This is a genomic window from Microbacterium sp. KNMS, assembly GCF_053851835.1.
Map to the genome: position 1 here is coordinate 17,866 of NZ_JBSQBP010000015.1, position 17,314 is coordinate 35,179.

Annotated in this window: 20 protein-coding genes and 2 tRNA genes; 12 read left to right on the forward strand and 10 right to left on the reverse strand. The window is 69.9% G+C overall.

The annotated features are described in order from the left end of the window. Nucleotides 1–56 precede the first annotated feature (56 nt). Nucleotides 57–129 (forward strand) — tRNA-Thr (locus tag ACWXWW_RS10560). A gap of 58 nt (nucleotides 130–187) precedes the next feature. After that, on the forward strand, nucleotides 188–586 hold the full coding sequence (locus tag ACWXWW_RS10565; RefSeq protein WP_324014219.1) for a hypothetical protein: 399 nt from the start codon (nucleotides 188–190) through the stop codon (nucleotides 584–586). Between the two features lie 7 nt (nucleotides 587–593). Here the strand turns inward: ACWXWW_RS10565 and ACWXWW_RS10570 are convergent, their stop codons facing one another. Continuing rightward, nucleotides 594–791: a hypothetical protein gene (locus ACWXWW_RS10570; RefSeq protein WP_271173882.1), complete on the reverse strand. Its 198-nt coding sequence runs from the start codon at nucleotides 789–791 to the stop codon at nucleotides 594–596. Between the two features lie 42 nt (nucleotides 792–833). Between ACWXWW_RS10570 and ACWXWW_RS10575 the strand changes: the two genes are divergently transcribed. Further along, nucleotides 834–1,274: a MarR family winged helix-turn-helix transcriptional regulator gene (locus ACWXWW_RS10575; protein ID WP_455969866.1), complete on the forward strand. Its 441-nt coding sequence runs from the start codon at nucleotides 834–836 to the stop codon at nucleotides 1,272–1,274. Between the two features lie 31 nt (nucleotides 1,275–1,305). Then, nucleotides 1,306–1,878, forward strand: a complete 573-nt coding sequence (locus tag ACWXWW_RS10580) for an isochorismatase family protein (RefSeq protein ID WP_324014220.1) — start codon at nucleotides 1,306–1,308, stop codon at nucleotides 1,876–1,878. A gap of 3 nt (nucleotides 1,879–1,881) precedes the next feature. Here the strand turns inward: ACWXWW_RS10580 and ACWXWW_RS10585 are convergent, their stop codons facing one another. Together ACWXWW_RS10585 and ACWXWW_RS10590 are read right to left on the reverse strand one after the other, a co-directional pair. Continuing rightward, complete coding sequence (locus ACWXWW_RS10585; protein WP_455969867.1) at nucleotides 1,882–2,499, reverse strand: GyrI-like domain-containing protein; 618 nt, start codon at nucleotides 2,497–2,499, stop codon at nucleotides 1,882–1,884. A 22-nt stretch (nucleotides 2,500–2,521) separates the two neighbouring features. Next, the gene (locus ACWXWW_RS10590) at nucleotides 2,522–3,322 is read right to left on the reverse strand and encodes a fructosamine kinase family protein (RefSeq protein WP_455969868.1); all 801 of its coding nucleotides are present in this window, start codon (nucleotides 3,320–3,322) and stop codon (nucleotides 2,522–2,524) included. Nucleotides 3,323–3,441: 119 nt separating this feature from the next. Here ACWXWW_RS10590 and ACWXWW_RS10595 point away from each other — a divergent pair, with 119 nt between their 5' ends. Then, nucleotides 3,442–4,311: an SDR family oxidoreductase gene (locus ACWXWW_RS10595; RefSeq protein ID WP_455969869.1), complete on the forward strand. Its 870-nt coding sequence runs from the start codon at nucleotides 3,442–3,444 to the stop codon at nucleotides 4,309–4,311. Between the two features lie 28 nt (nucleotides 4,312–4,339). On the opposite strand, the gene ACWXWW_RS10600 is transcribed toward ACWXWW_RS10595, so the two are convergent. Next, nucleotides 4,340–4,415: transfer RNA gene (locus ACWXWW_RS10600), tRNA-Lys, on the reverse strand. A gap of 38 nt (nucleotides 4,416–4,453) precedes the next feature. Here ACWXWW_RS10600 and ACWXWW_RS10605 point away from each other — a divergent pair. Continuing rightward, nucleotides 4,454–4,843: a hypothetical protein gene (locus tag ACWXWW_RS10605; protein ID WP_271173876.1), complete on the forward strand. Its 390-nt coding sequence runs from the start codon at nucleotides 4,454–4,456 to the stop codon at nucleotides 4,841–4,843. 75 nt (nucleotides 4,844–4,918) lie between these two features. Next, nucleotides 4,919–5,548: a DNA-directed RNA polymerase subunit beta gene (locus ACWXWW_RS10610; RefSeq protein WP_455969870.1), complete on the forward strand. Its 630-nt coding sequence runs from the start codon at nucleotides 4,919–4,921 to the stop codon at nucleotides 5,546–5,548. Nucleotides 5,549–6,297: 749 nt separating this feature from the next. Here ACWXWW_RS10610 and pstB read toward each other — a convergent pair. The 4 genes from pstB to ACWXWW_RS10630 all read right to left on the reverse strand — a co-directional run bounded on the left by pstB (nucleotide 6,298) and on the right by ACWXWW_RS10630 (nucleotide 10,428). Then, nucleotides 6,298–7,077: a phosphate ABC transporter ATP-binding protein PstB gene (gene pstB, locus ACWXWW_RS10615; protein ID WP_271173874.1), complete on the reverse strand. Its 780-nt coding sequence runs from the start codon at nucleotides 7,075–7,077 to the stop codon at nucleotides 6,298–6,300. Between the two features lie 35 nt (nucleotides 7,078–7,112). Beyond that, nucleotides 7,113–8,195 carry a phosphate ABC transporter permease PstA gene (gene pstA / locus ACWXWW_RS10620; RefSeq protein ID WP_455969872.1) on the reverse strand — a complete coding sequence of 361 codons (1,083 nt, stop codon included), beginning with the start codon at nucleotides 8,193–8,195 and terminating at the stop codon, nucleotides 7,113–7,115. 1 nt (nucleotide 8,196) lies between these two features. Next, entirely contained in the window at nucleotides 8,197–9,180 is a 984-nt protein-coding gene (pstC, locus tag ACWXWW_RS10625; protein WP_271173872.1) for a phosphate ABC transporter permease subunit PstC, read from the reverse strand. A 138-nt stretch (nucleotides 9,181–9,318) separates the two neighbouring features. Continuing rightward, nucleotides 9,319–10,428: a phosphate ABC transporter substrate-binding protein PstS gene (locus tag ACWXWW_RS10630; protein WP_271173871.1), complete on the reverse strand. Its 1,110-nt coding sequence runs from the start codon at nucleotides 10,426–10,428 to the stop codon at nucleotides 9,319–9,321. A gap of 189 nt (nucleotides 10,429–10,617) precedes the next feature. On the opposite strand from ACWXWW_RS10630, the gene ACWXWW_RS10635 reads away from it, so the two are divergent. Next, entirely contained in the window at nucleotides 10,618–11,361 is a 744-nt protein-coding gene (locus ACWXWW_RS10635; protein WP_455969873.1) for a hypothetical protein, read from the forward strand. 61 nt (nucleotides 11,362–11,422) lie between these two features. On the opposite strand, the gene ACWXWW_RS10640 is transcribed toward ACWXWW_RS10635, so the two are convergent. Both ACWXWW_RS10640 and ACWXWW_RS10645 read right to left on the reverse strand, forming a co-directional pair. Further along, the gene (locus tag ACWXWW_RS10640; protein WP_271173869.1) at nucleotides 11,423–12,265 is read right to left on the reverse strand and encodes an exodeoxyribonuclease III; all 843 of its coding nucleotides are present in this window, start codon (nucleotides 12,263–12,265) and stop codon (nucleotides 11,423–11,425) included. Between the two features lie 69 nt (nucleotides 12,266–12,334). Beyond that, a complete protein-coding gene (locus ACWXWW_RS10645) occupies nucleotides 12,335–13,450 on the reverse strand; it encodes a mannose-1-phosphate guanylyltransferase (protein WP_271173868.1) in 1,116 nt (371 codons plus the stop codon). A gap of 198 nt (nucleotides 13,451–13,648) precedes the next feature. Between ACWXWW_RS10645 and sdhC the strand changes: the two genes are divergently transcribed. From sdhC to ACWXWW_RS10665, 4 genes are read left to right on the forward strand one after another with little or no spacing between them, the layout of a single operon-like run. Beyond that, nucleotides 13,649–14,083, forward strand: coding sequence for a succinate dehydrogenase, cytochrome b556 subunit (sdhC, locus tag ACWXWW_RS10650; RefSeq protein WP_271173867.1), 435 nt, complete (start codon nucleotides 13,649–13,651; stop codon nucleotides 14,081–14,083). Further along, a complete protein-coding gene (sdhD, locus tag ACWXWW_RS10655; protein ID WP_271173866.1) occupies nucleotides 14,083–14,556 on the forward strand; it encodes a succinate dehydrogenase, hydrophobic membrane anchor protein in 474 nt (157 codons plus the stop codon). Before sdhC ends, sdhD begins: the two co-directional genes overlap by 1 nt. Nucleotides 14,557–14,576: 20 nt before the next feature. Next, the gene (sdhA, locus tag ACWXWW_RS10660; protein ID WP_271173865.1) at nucleotides 14,577–16,403 is read left to right on the forward strand and encodes a succinate dehydrogenase flavoprotein subunit; all 1,827 of its coding nucleotides are present in this window, start codon (nucleotides 14,577–14,579) and stop codon (nucleotides 16,401–16,403) included. Further along, nucleotides 16,403–17,158 carry a succinate dehydrogenase iron-sulfur subunit gene (locus tag ACWXWW_RS10665; protein WP_271173864.1) on the forward strand — a complete coding sequence of 252 codons (756 nt, stop codon included), beginning with the start codon at nucleotides 16,403–16,405 and terminating at the stop codon, nucleotides 17,156–17,158. The genes sdhA and ACWXWW_RS10665 overlap by 1 nt, the downstream gene beginning before the upstream one ends. Nucleotides 17,159–17,314 lie beyond the last annotated feature (156 nt).

Genomic DNA, 17,314 nt, shown 5'->3' on the forward strand with positions numbered 1-17,314 from the left:
GCACGGGCTCCGACCCGGTATGCTTGATTCTCGTGCCGCTCGGGCGGCGCGAGATCGCCACCTTAGCTCAGTCGGCAGAGCGATTCACTCGTAATGAATAGGTCGTCGGTTCGATTCCGACAGGTGGCTCCGATACAGAAGGCGCGCTCCATCCGGAGCGCGCCTTCTGCCATACCGACGGAGCCCCATGGACGCGAGCCACGTGATCGGAGCGATCACCGAGATCTTCTCGTGGATCGGCTTCGGTGCGGCGCTCGTCCTCGGTCTCATCGCGATCATCGCGCGCCTCGCGGACGGCACGTGGGTCCCCGTTCGGGCGTTCGTGCTGTCGGAGCAGGAGCCGCCGATCCTGCGCTGGTTCACGGTGGGTCACACTGTCGGGGAGGCGCCGCTCACGCCCGAGCTGCGCGCGGCCGCCGGCGATGCCGACGAGGTCGACGTCTTCACGAATCCGCAGCGCCCGGGATCCGTGCGACTCCACCAGCACTCGCCGCTGCCCCGATTCCTCGGCTGGGGCGCGATCGCGTTCGGGGGCCTCGGGGCCGTGTCGACGATCGTGCAGCTGATCCTCGTGGCGATGCGCTGAGCCGCGCTCAGGGGCAGCGCAGCTCGCCGTCCACGAGGGCGTGGTCGACCTTGTGCGCGCCGCAGCGATGACAGGGCGTGCCCTTTCCCTCACCCACCTGCGCGGGGCCGGCCAGGCTGATCAGGGTGGTGTTGAACCACTGGTAGAAGCCACCCGCCTCGCGGATGCGGGTGCGGAGGGGTGTTCGCTCGACGCGTGCGTGCATGTAATTAGTGTACTAACGAATAGACCTCGATAGGGTAGTCGGGTGACGGACCATCGCGAGGACCTGCTGAAGCTCGAGAACCAACTGTGCTTCGCGATCGTGACGGCCGCGCGCAACGTCGTGTCGATCTACCGGCCCGTGCTCGAGCCCCTCGGGCTGACGCATCCGCAGTACCTCGTGATGCTCGCCCTGTGGGAGGAGGCCCCGCGCACACTCCGTGAGCTGTCGGCGGAGCTCGCGCTCGAGCCCGCGACCGCGTCGCCCCTCGTGAAGCGTCTCGAGGCCCAGGGCCTTGTCCGTCGCGAGCGCCGACCGGATGACGAGCGGCGGCTCGCGATCGGGCTCACGGAGGAGGGCGCCGCCCTGCGCGAGCAGGCGCTCGCCGTTCCCGAGCAGATCATGGCGCGCGTCGGCCTCGACGCCGCGCAGCTCGCGAGCATCCGGGATTCGCTCGCGCCCTTCTCGGGGAACCTGGACGCCTGACGTCGATCCGGGGGAGGCGTACGCTCGGACCATGAGCAGGGCGCTTCTCATCGTCGACGTGCAGAACGACTTCACCGAGGGCGGTGCGCTCGCGGTCGCGGGCGGCGACGCCGTGGCCGAGGGGATCACGCGGCACCTCGCCGAGCATGCGGGGGAGTACGCGGCGATCATCGCCTCGCGCGACTGGCACGATGCCGATGGCGACAACGGCGGGCACTTCGCCGTGGGCGCCGATCCCGATTTCGTCGACACGTGGCCCGTGCACTGCGTCGCGGGCACGCCAGGGGCCGACTACGATCCCGGGCTCGACACCGCCTCGGTCACACACCATGTGAAGAAGGGCCAGGGACGCCCCGCCTACTCGATGTTCGAGGGTCAGACGGATGACGGCGAGACCGTCGGCCGCATCCTCGATGCGCGCGGGATCGAGGCTGTCGACGTCGTCGGCATCGCGACCGATCACTGCGTCCGTGCGTCCGCGCTCGACGCGATCGCGCACGGACAGCACGTCCGCGTCCTCACCGGGCTCATCGCGGGGGTCGGCGCCGAGTCGTCGGAGGCGGCGCTCGCCGAGCTCGCGCACGCGGGAGCCGAGATCGTCTGAATCTCAGGCGGCCTCCACGGGCTGCCGCAGGATGGTCCGCCGTCGCTCGGGCGGGACCCTGCGGAAGTCGCTGAGGTAGATCTCGTGATGGCGTCCCGTCATCCGCAGGCCGTGCTGCGGGATGAACGCATCGTGCATCCGCTCGAGGACGGGCCCTTCGTCGTCGAAGGAGCCCACGTGCAGCGTCTGGACGGCCCGCCCCTCGTCGAGCAGCTCCCAGCGCAGCTCCGCGAGTCGGGGCGGGTTCTTCGCCGCCGCCTTCCCGATGGCGGCGTCGACGAGGCCGGCGTCGATCCAGTCGGGTGTGCGCATGACCAGGGTCCAGTTCCACGCGGACTTGTCGCGGGCCGTCGTGAAGCTCGCCATGTCGTCGGCGCTCCAGAGGCCCTCGAGCGGCGGGACGACGTAGTCGCGTTGGAGCTCCTGCTTGCTGGCGAACTTCAGCGCGTAGGCGACGGGGTACAGGGTCTCGATCGCCTCCGCGAACGCGGGGGATGTGTTCGGATCGCCGTGTCCGTCGACCATGAGGTATCGGGCGGGCTCGAGATCGACGATCCGGAACTCGCCCTGTCGCGCGCGGTAGGCGTCGAGGGTCTTCCGGAGGTCGATCTTGTCCGCCATGACGGCCAGCGTAACGGCGGCCTCAGACGTACGCGCGGGCCAGTCGCAGCGCGGATGCCGTGTAGCCGCCGCGGAAGAGGTGCGCATGCATGATGACGATCCCGAGCTGAAGCAGCCCGATGCGCTCGCGCCATCCGTCCGCGAGCGGGGAGGCGTCGTCGTAGCCCGCGTACACGTCCTCGAGATGCGGGAAGCCGAAGACCGAGAGCGTCGCGAGGTCGGTCTCGGCATGGCCGCCGTGCGCCATCGGGTCGATGAGCGCGGCGCCCGACGGGTCGTCGGCGTAGAGGACGTTCCCCGCCCACATGTCCCCGTGGACGCGCGCGACGGGATGGCCCGCCGCGCGCACGAGCGCGGGCTGCGGATGGTCGAGGGCGCCGTCACGCAGGCGCGACGCCAGCCGCTCGAACACGGCGGCGTGGTCGGCGTCGATCACGCCGTCGTCCCTCAGGCGCCGCGCGAAGACCTCGATCCGGTGCTCGGCGTAGAAGGCGCCCCACGTGCCGGCGGCCTCCGCGGCGTCCACGACGAGCGGCGTGCGCGAACGGCCCATGCTGTCTGCGCCCGAGTGATCCGGGGGAGGGCAGCCCCACCAGGCCGCGCCCGCCGCGTGCGTGCGCGCCAGCGCGCGGCCGAACGCGCGCGCCGCCTCCGCGGACGGCGCGGCCTCGTCGATCCGCTCGAGCACGAGCCGATCGCGGTCGGCGGAGACGACCCGCGCGACGCGCGCACCGCCATCCGCCTCCGCGAGCCATCGGAGCCCGGCCGCCTCGCCGAGCAGGTCGTCGCCGTCGCGTCGTGTCTTCGTGAACGTGTCGCCCATCGAGGACGAGGGTAGCCGTCGCGGGCTGCGGTCCGACTAGCATGGGCGTCATGCAATGCCGGTGAGCCGCTTCCGCCCCCTGATCTCGCGCGTCTGCGCATCTCGGAAGGACCTCCTGCATGCCTGCACTCCCTCTGTCCGGCAAGACCGCCCTCGTCACCGGCGTCTCGCGACGACGCGGCATCGGATTCGCCGTCGCCGCGCGTCTCGCCGCACTCGGCGCGAGCGTCTTCATCCACCACTTCCGCGCGCACGACGTCGACCAGCCCTGGGGAGGGGACGACATCGAGGCGCTCACGGAGCAGCTGCGCGGCCATCTCGCTCCGGGCGCGCGCCTCGGCGACCGCGCAGCCGACCTGCGCGACCCCGCGGAGATCCCTGCCCTGCTCGACGACGCCTTCGCGCTCACCGGCGGTGTCGACATCCTCGTCTGCAATCACGCGCGCAGCGGCGGCGACGGGAGCCTGCTCGACATGACCGCGGAGCGCCTCGACGAGCACTGGCAGGCGAACGCGCGCTCGGTGCTGCTGCTCACCGCCGAGTACGCACGTCGCATCTCGGGTGTGACGCCGGACGCCGCGCTGCGCCCGGGCGACCACGTGGGTCGGCGGGGCCCCTTCCCGGAGCCGACCGGGCGGGTGTTCTGGATGACCTCGGGCCAGATCCACGGCGCCATGCGCGGTGAGGTGGCGTACGCGACGAGCAAGGCCGCGCTCGCGGGCATCACGGCGACGGCCGCGGCCGAGCTCCTCGACGTGGGGATCGTGCTGAACACGGTCAACCCGGGGCCCGTGAACACGGGGTACCTCGACGCCGACTCGACGGACCGCGACCTGAGCGGCATCGAGGAGGCGCTCGCGCGCACCGCGTTCGGCCGCTTCGGGCGGCCGGATGATCCCGCGCGCCTCATCGGATGGCTCGCCACCGACGAGGGGGCGTGGATCGTCGGGCAGGTGCTCACGAGCGACGGCGGATTCTCGCTCGGGTGAGGCGAGTGCGGCGTCGCGAGGCGACGTCTGGTGGGCCCAGAGGGGCTCGAACCCTCGACCTACGGATTAAAAGTCCGCTGCTCTACCGACTGAGCTATAGGCCCGAGACCACTTTACGCGGACCCGGTGGTAGCTTCGGGCCATGCTCGACAGACGCACCTTCACCGACGAAGAGCAGGCGTACGCGCGCGAGTGGTTCGAGGAGACGCTCCAGGCCGCCCGCGACGTCCACACGATCGGCGAGCGCCGCGCGTCGGAGGGCATCCTCCTCGCGCTCGACCGCTGGTTCGTGCACCGGCTGCGCAGCGTCGCCGGCGAGGACACCAACCCGCTCACCGAGGTCTCGCTCGTCGTCGAGGCGATCATGTCGGACGGCGTGCTGCGCGAGCATCCGCCGATCGTCTACGACCGCTCGCGCGCCGTGCTCGGCAACGCGATCGGCGAGCATCTCACGCTCACCTTCGACGACGTCGAGCGCCTCGGCGGGGCGTTCCTGCAGGAGATCGCCGCGCGCTACTCCGCGCCGCGCTGACGGGGGGAAGCCTATCCGTCCGGCATGTGCGTCGCCCCGGAGACCGGGGCGCGACCCGGGCGTAGCCTTTTCGGGATGAGTGCGGAGTTCAGCAAGCCGGTGCGCCGGCCCTCGGAGATGTTCGACCGGCTGTTCGCGGGGAGCGACCCGGCCGAGGTCTCGCGCGCGGCGCACGCGACGGCCGTCGCGCTGCTCTCGCGCGTGCGTGAGGAGGCCGACGCGGATGTCGTCGAGCGGCTGATCTCGTTCACCGCGCACCACGGCATCGACGACATCGCCGAGCTGTGGTCGCAGTCGCCCGCGCGCTCGCTGCCCGGCTCGCTCTGGCGCCTCTACCTCGTCCAGCTCTCGATCCACGACGACCCGCACACGGCATCGCTGCTGTACGAGCGCGGAAGGGTCGAGCTGCACTCGGCCGATCCGGTGATCGCCGGGGCGCCGACGCCGGCGGGGCCGCAGGAGCTCGTGCGCCTCATCGACACCATCCTGCACGGCGCCTTCACGGGCGATTACGCCGTCGCGCTCGATCGCACGGCAGCGTACTGCCGCGTTGTCGCGTCCGGAGCGACGCACCTCGCCGACGACTACGAGCCGACCGAGCCGGAGCGGTCATCCGCCCTCACGACGCGGGCACTGCGCCTGTCGGCCTTCGCCGCCGATCTCGCGGCGGCGGCGCGCCTGTGGCGTCGGGATGCCCTCGAGTGACCGGGGCATGAAAAAGGCCGAGCCGCAGAAAACGCCTCTCGGCGGAAGGCCGCTCGCAGCGGCAGAATTTGGAGCCCGGGGTTACTGCGGCCCGGCCATCACAGTCTAACGGGCACCCCCTGTCGGGTATTCCCATGGGGCATTCAGCACGCGGCGACCCTCGGGCGTGCCGGGCTGGCTGGGCCTGCCGGGGCCCTGCTGCGACGTTCCCTCCCTGGCTGGGCCCTTGCGCGACGTTCCCTGCCCGTTGCGCCCTGGCGCGGCGTTCCCTGCCCGCTCGCAGCGGCCATCCATCCGCCGGGGCGTGCGCCGATTCGGATCGGTGGGGCGGATGGTGTCGGCTGGGGCGGACACGCGCACACCAGCCCCGGGGGTCCGATTCCGCGGACGGGCGGCGGGGCGAGGGCGTCTCCGGATTCGGATCGGTGGGGCGGATGGCGTCGGCTGGGGCGGACACGGGCACACCAGCCCCGGGGGTCCGATTCCGCGCACGGGCGGCGCGGGGCGCGGGCGGCGCGGGGCGTGCGCCGATTCGGATCGGTGGGGCGGATGGTGTCGGCTGGGGCTGACACGCGCACACCAGCCCCAGGGGTCCGATTCCGCGCACGGGCGAGCCACACGCAGGCGCCGCGGCCGGCGCGGGCGTGCCGGGCGGTGTGCGCGCACAGCGGCCCGCCGCCATCCGCCCGTCCGCATGCAGAAGGGCCGGCCCCGCGGAAGCGAGACCGGCCCTTCGGGCACGGGGCGGTTCAGCCGAAGCGACCCGAGACGTAGTCCTCCGTCGCCTGCACCTGGGGCGTCGTGAAGATCTTCGTGGTGTCGTCGTACTCGATGAGCTTGCCGGGCTTGCCGGTGCCCGCGATGTTGAAGAACGCGGTCTTGTCGCTCACGCGCGACGCCTGCTGCATGTTGTGCGTGACGATGACGACCGTGTAGTCGTTCTTCAGCTCGCTGATGAGCTCCTCGATCGCGAAGGTCGAGATCGGGTCGAGGGCCGAGCAGGGCTCGTCCATGAGGATGATGTCGGGCGAGACCGCGATGGCGCGCGCGATGCACAGACGCTGCTGCTGACCGCCCGAGAGGCCCGACCCGGGCTTGTCGAGGCGGTCCTTGACCTCGTTCCAGAGGTTCGCGCCCGTGAGCGACTTCTCGACGAGGGCGTCGGCGTCGCTCTTCGAGATGCGCTTGTTGTTGAGCTTGACGCCCGCGAGCACGTTCTCGCGGATCGACATCGTGGGGAAGGGGTTCGGGCGCTGGAAGACCATGCCGACCTGGCGGCGGACGAGCACGGGGTCGACACCCGGGCCGTAGAGGTCCTGGCCGTCGACGAGCACCTGGCCCTTGACGGACGCACCAGGGATGACCTCGTGCATGCGGTTGAGCGTGCGGAGGAAGGTGGACTTGCCGCAGCCCGACGGGCCGATGAACGCCGTCACGGTGCGGGGCTGGATGTCGATCGAGACGCCCTCGACGGCGAGGAAGTCGCCGTAGTAGACGTTGAGGTCGTTGACTTCGATGCTCTTGGACACGGGGGTTCCTTCGTTGTGGTCGGAGAAGTCTCGGCTCAGCGGCCCGCGGTCTTCGGGGCGAAGACCTTCGCGATGAGGCGCGCGACGAGGTTGAGCAGCATGACGATGAGGATGAGGGTGAGGGCGGCCGCCCACGCGCGCGCGACCGCGGCGTCGGGGCTCGTGCCCTGGTTCATGTACTGGTTGTACGCGAACACCGGCAGCGTCATCATCTGCCCGTCGAACAGGTTGGTGTTGAGGCTGAGCGTGTACCCCGCCGTGAGGAGGAGCGGTGCGGTCTCGCCGATGACGCGCGCGATCGCGAGCATGATCGTCGTCGTGATGCCGGCGATCGACGTGGGGAGGACGACCTTCACGATCGTGAGCCACTTCGGCACGCCGAGCGCGTACGAGGCCTCGCGCAGCTCGTTCGGGACGATGCGGAGGAGCTCCTCGCTTCCGCGGACGACGACCGGGATCATGAGCACCGCGAGGGCGAGTGCGCCCATGAAGCCCATCGAGATGCCCGGGCGGATGAAGAGCGCGAACACCGAGTAGATGAACAGACCGGCGACGATCGACGGGATGCCCGTCATGACGTCGACGAAGAAGGTGATCGCCCGCGCGAGCTTGCCGCGGCCGTACTCGACGAGGTAGATCGACGTCATCAGGCCGATCGGCACCGCGATCAGGGTCGCCATGAGCGTGATGAGGATCGTGCCCCAGATGGCGTGCACGATGCCGCCGCCCTCGCCGACGATGTTGCGCATCGAGTACGAGAAGAACTCGGCGTCGAAGCGCTGGATGCCGTTGACGACGACCGTCCAGAGGAGCGAGACGAGCGGGAGGAGCGCGATCACGAACGCGGTCGACACGAGCGCCGTCATCACCCGGTCGACGGCCTTGCGGCTGCTCTCGGCGATCGACGACGTGACCGCGATGAGCAGGATGTAGAGGATCATGCCGACGATGAGCGCACCGGCGATGTTGAAGTCGGCCAGCTCGCCGCCGGCGGCGATGATGCCGAAGACGATGGAGGAGGCGACGAAGCAGCCGACGAGAAGGGCCCACGGGGCCCAGCCCGGAAGGCGTCCAGAGGTCAGGCGCGCGCTCTGCGCGGGGGCGGCGATGGCGGCCATGTCAGTTGGCTCCCGAGAACTCGGCGCGGCGCGCGACGATCCAGCGCGCGAACGCGTTGACCGCGAAGGTCACGATGAAGAGGATGAGGCCCGTCGCGATGAGCGTGTTGACGCCCGAGTCGTGCGCCTCCGGGAAGCGGAGGGCGATGTTCGCCGGGATGGGGGTCGGGTTCGTCGAGGTGAGCAGCTCGAACGTGATCGCGCCGGAGGCCGACAGGACCATCGTCACGGCCATCGTCTCGCCGAGGGCGCGCCCCAGACCGAGCATCGCCGCCGACACCATGCCGCCGCGCGCGAAGGGGAGCACGGCCATCCGCACCATCTCCCAGCGGGTGGCGCCCAGCGCGAGCGCGGCCTCCTCGTGGAGCTTCGGCGTCTGCAGGAACACCTCGCGCGAGATGGCGGTCATGATCGGGATGATCATCACGGCGAGCACGAGGGAGGCGGTGAGGATGGTGCGCCCCGTCGGGGACACCTGGCCCGAGAAGAGCGGGATCCAGCCGAGGTTCTCGTTGAGCCACGCGAAGAGGCCGACGAGCATGGGCGCGAAGACGAGGCCGCCCCACAGACCGAAGACCACGGAGGGCACCGCGGCCAGGAGATCGATGATGTAGCCGAGGACGGCGGCCAGTCGTCGAGGCGCGTAGTGCGAGATGAAGAGCGCGATGCCGATGGCGATCGGCGCGGCCACGATGAGCGCGATCAGCGACGACCAGACGGTGCCGAAGATCAGAGGCCACACGTAGGACCAGAACGACTGGCCGCGCAGCATGTGGTTGTCGGTGGTGTCCGCCTCGAAGGCGGGGATGCTCTGGACGATCAGGAAGAGCGCGACCGCGGCGAGCACAATGAGGATGATCAGTCCGGCGCCGAGGGCCGTGCCGGAGAAGATCCGGTCTCCGAGCCGCTGCTTCGCCTTGATGGGCTCGCCCGGCGCGGGCGCTGCCGGCGGCGCTTCCTCCGCCGTCTTCTCAGAGATGCTCATGTGCTCCCAGTCCTCGGGTCATCGTGGGGGTCGTCGTCTGCGGGGCTTCGCGACAGTGCCCTCGCATCCTGCCGAGGAATCCTTCCTCGGACAAGGGCGCGAGGGCACCGTCGCTCAGCTGTCCGCCGTGAGGTTGTGTCAGTCGACCTGGATGAGGTCGATGGCCGCGAGCACCTGCTCGCGGAGGCCGTCGGAGATCGGCGCGCTGCCCGCGTTCTCGGCAGCGGCCTCCTGGCCCTCGGCGCTCGCGATGTACTCGAGGTACGCCTTGATGAGAGCGGCCTGCTCCTTGTCCTCGTACTGCTCGCACGCGATGAGGTAGCTCACGAGAGCGATCGGGTACGCGCCGTCGGTGGCCGAAGCCGGGTCGACGTCGAAGACCAGGTCGGCCTCGCCGCGGCCCTCGACCAGCGGCGAGTTCTCGACGAGGAGCGAGGCGGCCTCCGCCGAGTAGGCGACGAACTCCCCGTCGACCTCGACGTGGACCTGGCCGAGGTCGCCGACCTGCGACGCGTCGGCGAAGCCGATCGTGCCGTTGCCGCCGCTGATCGCCTGGATCACGCCGGACGTGCCCTGTGCGGCCTCGCCGCCCTCGAGCGGCCACTCGTCCGAGGGCTCGTCGGTCCACACGTCCGGAGCGGTCGCCTGGAGGTACGTCGTGAAGGTCTCCTGCGTGCCCGAGGGGTCGGAGCGGTGAACGGGCGTGATCGCGAGGTCGGGCAGCTCGACGTCGGGGTTCGTCGCGGCGATCGCGTCGTCGTTCCAGTTCGTGATCTCGCCCTTGAAGATGCCGGCGATCGTCGCGGCGTCGAGGTTGAGCGTGTCGATGCCCTCGAGGTTGAAGGCGACGGCGACCGGCGAGATGTAGAGCGGGACCTCGACGATGTCGTCGGTCATGCAGGCGCCGAAGCCGCCTGCGGCGACCTCGTCGTCGTCGAACGCGCGGTCGGAGCCGATGAAGGCGCTCGCGCCGGAGAGGAAGTTCTCACGACCCGTGCCCGAGCCCGTGGGCTCGTAGTTCACGGTGACGTCGGGGTTGGCGGTCTGGAACGCGGCGACCCAGGCCTCCTGCGCGGCGGTCTGCGACGAGGCGCCCGTCGCGTCGATCGTGCCGCTGAGCGCGCTGTCGCCGCCGGTGCTGCCCTCCGTCTCGGGGGTGGCTCCACCCTCGTTCGCGGCGCAGCCCGCGAGAGTGAGGGCGGCGATGGCGCCCACGGCCGCCAGGCTCGAAAGACGAGTGATCTTCACTGTGAATCCTCATTCGGTTCAGTGTCAGGGACAGCCCCGCCGGGTCGCAGGGCACGTCGTGACGCTAGGAGTGCCCGGTGAAGAGACTGCGGTGCGCAGGTGAACGGACGGTGAACGCGCCTGGACGAATGCCGAGGACGGCCGACGGCCTGACCGGCGCGGCCTCTCACGGAGCTCTACCATGCAGGGATGGCGAAGACACCCGAGCGCGAACGCGCAGCGCACAAGGCCCTCCAGGAAGCCGCGAAGGCGGTCTCGACCGCGAAGAAGGCCGCGAAGCGGCTCCCGAAGAAGGCCGCGCAGCGCCTCGAGCCCCTCATCGCCGATGCGGCCGAGATCGCCGGGACCTCGGCCAAGAGCGCATCGAAGGCGCCCAAGCGCACGGCGCGCCGGGCCGAGGAGGCCGCAGCGGCGCTGCGCTCCGCCACCGAGGCCGCGGTCCGGAAGGCCGAGGAGAAGGCGGCCGCGGAGAAGCCCGCGGCGAAGAGGAAGGACACCGCGAAGCCTGCCGCGAAGAAGGACGCGAAGCCCGCGGCGAAGAAGGACGCGGCGAAGAAGAACACCGCGAAGAAGAAGGACGCGAAGCCCGCCGCGAAGGACGCCGCGAAGAAGAAGGACGCGAAGCGCGCGGATGGCGCGAAGGGCGACCGCAGGAAGGCGACCGAGAAGGAGAAGCGCGCAGCGGACGCGGCCAAGCGCACGGTCGTGCGACCGCCGGCGATCGCGCCGATCGAGCGGATCGTGGAGGAGATCGCCGCGGCGCCCGCCGCGCCCGCTCCACGGCGTGCGCGCCGTTCCGCCGCACCGGAGCCCGCGTCGGACGAGCTGGCCGGCCTCACGGTCCCGGCCCTGCGGGCTCGTGCTCGGGAGGCGGGCCTCTCGGGCTACTCGCGCCTGACGAAGGCCGCGCTGATCGATCTCCTGCGCCGCTGAGCCACGAGGCGGAGACACGCAGAGGGCGCCTCGGAATCCGAGGCGCCCTCTGCGTGAGCGGTCAGAACGCGTAGTCCACGACGACCGGGGCGTGATCCGTCCAGCGCTCGGCGTACGACGCGTGACGATCGACGCGGTACGTGCTGACGCGCTCCGCGAGCGGCGGCGTCGCGAGCTGGTAGTCGATGCGCCATCCGGCGTCGTTGTCGAACGCCTGACCGCGCTGCGACCACCAGGTGTAGGGGCCCGGCACCTCGCCGTGGAAGCGGCGCCCGATGTCGACCCAGCCGAGGCCCGTGCCGGTTGTGCCGTCCGCGCAGTCGACGGTCTCGCCCTCGGCGCCGAGCCAGCGGTCGAAGTAGGCGCGCTCACGCGGCAGGAAGCCCGCCTTCTTGAGGTTGCCCTTCCAGTTCTTGATGTCGAGCTCGCGGTGGCCGACGTTGAGGTCGCCCGTCACGACCGCGAGCGCGCCGTCGGCGGCGAGCTCGGGAAGCCGGAGGTCCATCGCGTCGAGGAATGCCCACTTCTGCTCCTGCTTGGGAGTGTCGGCCTCGCCCGTGAACACGTACGCGCTGACCACCGTGAGCTTGTGACCCTCCACCTCGAAGTCGGCCTCGAGCCAGCGCCCGTTCGACTCGAGCGCGTCGTCGCCCAGGGCGATGCTCGACGCCGTCGGCTCGAGGCGGCTCGCGATCGCGACGCCCGCGCGCCCCTTCTGGAGGGCCTTGTCCTCGAGGATGTGCCATCCGGGCAGCGCCGCGTCGAGGTGCTCGCGCTCGCCGCGCACCTCCTGCAGTGTGAGGATGTCGACGTCGGCAGCATCCAGCCATCCGGCCATCCCCTTGCGGGCGGCTGCGCGGATTCCGTTGACGTTGACTGTGGCGACGCGGATCGTTCGAGACATGATCTCGACCCTACCGAGGGGGTCGGACGTTTCGACTCGCTGGCGCTCGCTCAACGACCGGGGGCGGCTCTAGAGGACGCTGTCGCGGCCGCCCTCATGCAGGCGGCCCACGACGCCCTTGACGCGCTGCGCGTGCTCGTTCGTCGTGACGAGAAGGGCGTCGTCGGTGTCGACGACGATGAGGTTCTCGACGCCGATGACCGCGATGACGCGGTTGGTCTGCGACACGATGAGACCCGTGGACTCGTCGACGATCACCTTGTCGTTCGGCCCGAGCACGCTCATCCGCTCGCCGTCGCCGTCGGAGATGAGGTTCGACAGGCTCGCGAAGTCGCCGACGTCATCCCAGTCGAACTGGCCGGGGACGACGGCGAGGCGCCCCTTCGCGGCCGCGGGCTCCGCGACGGCGTAGTCGATCGCGATCTTCTTGAGGGTCGGCCAGACGCGTGCGACGGTCTCGTCCTTGCGCGCGGGGTCATCCCACGCATCCGCGATCTCGACGAGGCCCGCGTGCAGCTCGGGCTCGTTCGCCTTGAGCTCGTCGAGGATGACGTCGGCGCGCGAGATGAACATGCCGGCGTTCCAGAGGAACGAGCGGTCGGCGTAGTAGCGGCGGGCGGTCTCGAGGTCGGGCTTCTCGACGAACGCGTCGACCATGGCGGCCAGCGGCGCGTCGTCGATGACGAGCTCGCCGCCGGTCTTGATGTACCCGAAGCCCACGGCGGGCTCGGACGGCTGGATGCCGATCGTGCAGATGTAGCCCTCGCGCGCCACGGCGACCGCCTGGCGCACCGTGAACTCGAACACCCGCTGCCGCTTGATGACGTGGTCGGCCGCGAACGAGCCGATGATGACGTCGGGATTGCGGCGGTGCAGGATGGCCGCGGCCAGGCCGATCGCGGCGGCCGACTCGCGCGGGTCGGCTTCCACGAAGACGTTGTGCTCGGGCATGTCGGGGAGCGTGTTCTCGACCTTCGGCCCGTGCGCGCGCCCGGTCACCACGGCGATGTGCTCGCGGTCGGCCAGCGGCAGGAGCCGATCCCATGTCTCCTGGAGCAGCGAGCGGCCGGAACCGGTCAGATCGTGGAGGAACTTGGGCGTCTCCGCGCGGGACAGCGGCCACAGCCTCGAGCCCACCCCGCCTGCGGGGATGACGGCGAAGAAGTCCTTGATCGGTTCTGGCATGAGCACCAGGCTACAAGGCGTCGCCTCCGAACCCCGGGAGGCGCGGAATCACGCGGAGTAAGGGTGCCCTGACCTCTCGACGTCGAGATAGTTAGGCGATCCTCAATGGCCGCTTCGGCGCCCCTGGGAGTAGCCTGAAGGGCGATCGGCGGCAGGTCCACGAGCCGCCTCGCAGGCCCTGAGAGCAGGAGGACGATCTTGTCCGCTACCGCGCGACCGACGCCCCGGGTGTCGGAGACGACGTCGAGAACACCGAGGGGCACCCTGTACCGCGGCCGCGAGGGCATGTGGTCGTGGGTGCTGCACCGCATCACCGGCATCGCCATCTTCTTCTTCCTTCTCGTGCACGTGCTCGACACCGCGCTCATCCGCGTCTCGCCGGAGGCGTACAACGCGGTGATCGGCACGTATCAGCACCCGATCATGGGCATCGGCGAGATCGCGCTCGTCGGCGCGATCGCGTTCCACGCGTTCAACGGGCTGCGCATCATCCTCGTCGACTTCTGGTCGAAGGGCGCGAAGTACCAGCGCCAGCTCTTCTGGGGAGTCCTCGGCGTCTGGGCCGTGGTCATGGCCGGCTTCGTCCCGCGTCAGCTCATGAACGTGTTCGGCGACTTCGGAGGAGGACACTGATGACCGCCGCAGACCTCGCCGCACCCCGCTCCCCGCAGCGGCCCGCCAGCCGCGGTGTCAACCTCGAGAAGTGGGGATGGCTCTACATGCGCGTGTCGGGCGTCCTGCTCGTCGTGCTCATCTTCGGCCACCTGCTCGTGAACCTCGTGCTGCCGGAGGGCGGCGTCCACGCGCTGAACTTCGCGTTCGTCGCGGGCAAGTTCGCGTCGCCGTTCTGGCAGTGGTGGGACGTGCTCATGCTCTGGCTCGCGTTCATCCACGGCGCTAACGGCATGCGCACGATCGTCAACGACTACGTGCAGGGCAAGACCGTGCGCACCGCGCTCGTGTGGGTCATCGGCATCGTCGCCGCGCTCATGATCGTGCTCGGCACGCTCGTGGTGTTCACCTTCGACCCGTGCGCCGGCGTGTTCGGCGCGTTCGAGAACCCCGACAGCGCGCTGTTCGAGGTCTGCCAGGCTGCGGCCAACTGACAGGGATTGACGGAAGAGACGTGACGACACAGCACACCGACGCCGTGCTCAAGGACGGCGTGTACTACCACGAGTTCGACATCGTGATCGTCGGCGCCGGCGGCGCCGGCATGCGCGCGGCCATCGAGGCCGGCCCGGGCGCGAAAACCGCCGTGATCACGAAGCTGTACCCCACGCGCTCCCACACGGGAGCCGCGCAGGGCGGCATGGCCGCAGCCCTCGCGAACGTGGAGGAGGACTCCTGGGAGTGGCACACGTTCGACACGGTGAAGGGCGGCGACTACCTCGTCGACCAGGACGCCGCGGAGATCCTCGCCAAGGAGGCGATCGACGCCGTCATCGACCTCGAGAACATGGGCCTGCCGTTCAACCGCACACCCGACGGCAAGATCGACCAGCGTCGCTTCGGCGGTCACACGGCCGAGCACGGCAAGAACCCCGTGCGCCGCGCGTGCTACGCGGCCGACCGCACGGGCCACATGATCCTGCAGACGCTGTTCCAGAACTGCGTCAAGCTCGGCATCAACTTCTTCAACGAGTTCTACGCGCTCGACCTCATCACCGTGAAGGACGCGGACGGCACGACGAAGATCGCGGGCGTCGTCGCCTACGAGCTCGCCACGGGCGACCTCCACGTCTTCCACTCCAAGGCCGTCATCTTCGCGACGGGCGGCTTCGGCAAGGTCTTCAAGACGACGTCGAACGCGCACACCCTCACGGGCGACGGCGTCGGCATCGTGTGGCGCAAGGGCCTGCCGCTCGAGGACATCGAGTTCTTCCAGTTCCACCCGACCGGCCTCGCCGGCCTCGGCATCCTGCTGACCGAGGGCGCGCGCGGCGAGGGAGCCATCCTCCGGAACGCCTCGGGCGAGCGGTTCATGGAGCGCTACGCGCCGACGATCAAGGACCTCGCCCCGCGCGACATCGTCGCCCGCTGCATGGTCAAGGAGGTCCTCGAGGGCCGCGGCGCCGGACCCAACAAGGACTACGTCTACCTCGACTGCACCCACCTGGGCGCCGAGGTGCTCGAGACGAAGCTGCCCGACATCACGGAGTTCGCGCGCACATACCTCGGCGTCGACCCCGTCGTCGAGCCCGTGCCCGTCATGCCGACCGCGCACTACGCGATGGGCGGCATCCCGACGAACAACGATGCGCAGGTGCTCGCCGACAATACGACCGTCGTCCCCGGCCTGTACGCGGCGGGGGAGTGCGCGTGCGTGTCGGTCCACGGCGCGAACCGACTCGGCACGAACTCGCTGCTCGACATCAACGTCTTCGGCAAGCGAGCGGGCCGCCATGCGGTCGAGTACGTGAAGACCGGCGAGCTCGTCCCGCTGCCCGAGGACCCGGCCAAGGAGGTGCGCGAGCTCGTCGAGCGCATCCGCACCGCCAACGGCACCGAGCGCATCGCCGACATCCGCCGCACGCTGCAGGAGCAGATGGACGCGAACGCGCAGGTGTTCCGCACCGAGGAGACCCTGACGAACGTCATGGGCACCATCCACGACCTGCGCGAGCGCTACAAGAACATCTACGTCGACGACAAGGGCAAGCGGTTCAACACCGACCTGCTCGAGGCGATCGAGCTGGGCTTCCTGCTCGACCTCGCGGAGATCGTGGCCTACGCCGCCCGCAACCGCAAGGAGAGCCGCGGCGGCCACATGCGCGAGGACTACCCCGACCGCGACGACGAGAACTTCATGAAGCACACGATGGCCTATCTGACCGGCGACCCGCACTCGCCGGACCCGGAGGACCACATCAAGCTCGACTGGAAGCCCGTCGTGTTCACCAAGAACGAGAAGGGCGAGTTCAACTACCCGCCGATGGAGAGGAAGTACTGATGTCGACCGTCGCAGAGGCGCCCGCCGCCGAGACCGCCATCCAGTCGTACCTCGTCACGTTCATCGTCCGGCGCTTCGACCCGGAGACCGACAGCGAGCCCCGCTGGGTCGACTACGACGTCGAGATGTACCCGACCGATCGCGTGCTCGACGCGCTGCACAAGATCAAGTGGGAGGTCGACGGCTCGCTGACCTTCCGCCGTTCGTGCGCGCACGGCATCTGCGGGTCGGACGCCATGCGGATCAACGGGCGCAACCGTCTCGCATGCAAGACGCTCATCAAGGACCTCGACATCTCGAAGCCGATCTACGTCGAGGCGATCAAGGGCCTGCCGCTCGAGAAGGACCTCGTCGTCGACATGGACCCGTTCTTCGCGGCGTACCGTGACGTCCAGCCGTTCCTGCAGGCGAACAGCGCGCCCGCCAAGGGCAAGGAGCGCGTGCAGTCGATCGCCGATCGCGAGCGCTTCGACGACACCACGAAGTGCATCCTCTGCGCGGCGTGCACCTCGTCGTGCCCCGTGTTCTGGACCGACGGGCAGTACTTCGGGCCCGCCGCCATCGTGAACGCGCACCGCTTCATCTTCGACTCGCGCGACGACGAGGCGCAGGTGCGCCTCGACATCCTGAACGACAAGGAGGGCGTGTGGCGCTGCCGCACGACCTTCAACTGCACCGAGGCGTGCCCGCGTGGCATCGAGGTCACGAAGGCCATCGCCGAGGTCAAGCAGGCCATCCTCAAGGGCGGCCGCTGACCTTCGCCCGCGACGGGGCCCGGGAGTTCCCCGGGCCCCGTCGTCGTGTTTGTAACTATCGCGTTGCGGTCGCCCGGATCGTCGTTTCGCACGGTGTGAGCGAACTAGCGTGAGCATATTGGCCCCGGGTCGGTTCGGGGCCCGCACACTCTGGAG